The 1,809-nt window shown below is 67.9% G+C and carries 1 protein-coding gene; it reads right to left on the bottom strand.

Features of this window, described 5'->3' with window-relative positions:
- Positions 1–14: 14 nt before the first annotated feature.
- Positions 15–1,685 (bottom strand): IS4 family transposase, encoded by a 1,671-nt coding sequence (locus tag ABH935_RS50810; protein ID WP_370385234.1) that lies wholly within the window; start codon positions 1,683–1,685, stop codon positions 15–17.
- Positions 1,686–1,809: the final 124 nt, after the last annotated feature.

Genomic DNA, 1,809 nt, shown 5'->3' with positions numbered 1-1,809 from the left:
CCAAGATCGGGTAGTTAAGGGTTTCGGTTTGTGGTCAAGGTTTGTTGTGGGGTGATGGTGTAGGTGCCGGGGGCGGTTTTGGTGATGTGGCCGCGTCGGGCGGCGGTGTTGAGGGCGACGCCGAAGACGTTGAGTGCGGCTCTGCCGGTGATGCCTAGGGCGCGGGCGATGGCGCGGCCGGAGTGGGGTGTGCCGGGTGTGGTGTGCAGGATGGCCAGGGCGTTGATCATGTGGCCGGTCATGGCGGGGTGTTGGTTGTGTAGGGCGTGGATCAGGGCTGGGTCCGGTGGTGGGCTGTGTTCGACCTGCGGTGCTGTGATGTGGGTGTTGATGGCGGTGATCCGGGTGCCTCGGTGTGGGCGTGGGTCGTGGGGGCGGTGTTTGGGGTAGCGGGAGCCGGGTGCTTTCAGCACGCGGGCGGCGATGCGGGGCCGGCGGGGATCTAGCGGCTGGTCCAGGACGGCTGCGCCGATGGTGCCGGAGATGATGTCGGGGTGGCCGCCTATGTGGTCGGCGCGGATGATGCTGTCGCGGGCGGCGGCCAGGGCGACGGTGAACGAGCACCGGTCGGGGTCCATACCGGGCCGGGTTGCGGCGGCGTCGGTCATGACTGTGGTGAGGATCTGCCAGATGCAGGCCAGAGCCCACATTTCCTGGGCGATGCCGAACTGGTCGCCGGAGCGCAGCACGGTGCGGCCGGCCAGGGTGTGGCGTAGCCCGAAGAAGCAGGTCTCGACCTCCCAGCGCTGGTGGTAGAGCTGCACCAGCGCCTTGGCGGGATCGGTGCGGTGGTTGGTGAGCGTGGTCACCAGGCGCCAGCGGCCGGTCACCTGTGTGCCGTCGGCGCCGGTGATGCTGATCTGTGCATCGATTACCCGCAGCCGAAGTCCGCCGATGCGGGTCAGGAACGACCCGTCGGGCAGCACCGCCAGCACCGCGGGTTTGCGCACTGCGTTGACCCGGATAAGGAACTGCGCCTGGCGTCCGGCGATGGCGGTCATGACCTTGTCGGCGTCAAATGCCGCATCGGCCAGCAGCAGCATCGAGGCATCCAGCCGGGCCCACAGCGCGGCGGCGGCCGGGATCTCCCCGACCGACAACGCCGTCACCGTCGCGCCCAACAGCGCCCGGGTGCCGCACTCGGCCAAAGCCAGCAGCTGCACCCCAGGCCAGCCGTCGTTGCCCGACCGGCGCCGCCCGATCCGGAACACCGCCCGGTTCCGTGGCGTGTCCGGCGCCTTGAACGAGGAACACCCGTCGATCGCCACCATCCGCAACCCGCGGTAGCGGCAGCCCGGCATCCCCGGCCAGGACGTCGGACCAGCCAGGTGCTCGAACAACGACCTGATCGGCGCTACTGACACCCGCCGCCGCAGATCCCGCAACGCCTTACCCGACGGAGCCGGCACCATGATCTTCGGCAGGCCCCGCAACCCGCCGGTCAACCGCGACCACACCCCGGCCAGCCCCACCTGCGGGAACAACACCATCGCCAACACCAGATACACACCCACCCGCGAAGGCAGCATCCGCACCCTGCGCTGCACACACCCCGTCTGCTCCAACACCGCATCCACCAGCTCAAACGGCACCAACGCCGTCAACTCACCCAGATGACCAGCAGCGAAAACACCCGGAGCAACCGCGATGGTGCGCGAGGCACAGACCATGGCAGACTCAGACACGACGAGACCTCCGAACACCGATTCCTTAGACAAGAACCCGATGTATCAGAGGTCTCGTTTCCCATGCCACCCGGCAGCCCAGGGCCTTGACACCCACCACAAACCCTTAACTACCCGCTCTTGC

This window comes from Catenulispora sp. GAS73, assembly GCF_041262085.1.
Taxonomy (GTDB): domain Bacteria; phylum Actinomycetota; class Actinomycetes; order Streptomycetales; family Catenulisporaceae; genus Catenulispora.
The sequence above is the reverse complement of the archived record's forward strand: the minus strand, read 5'-3'. Positions and strand labels throughout refer to the sequence as shown.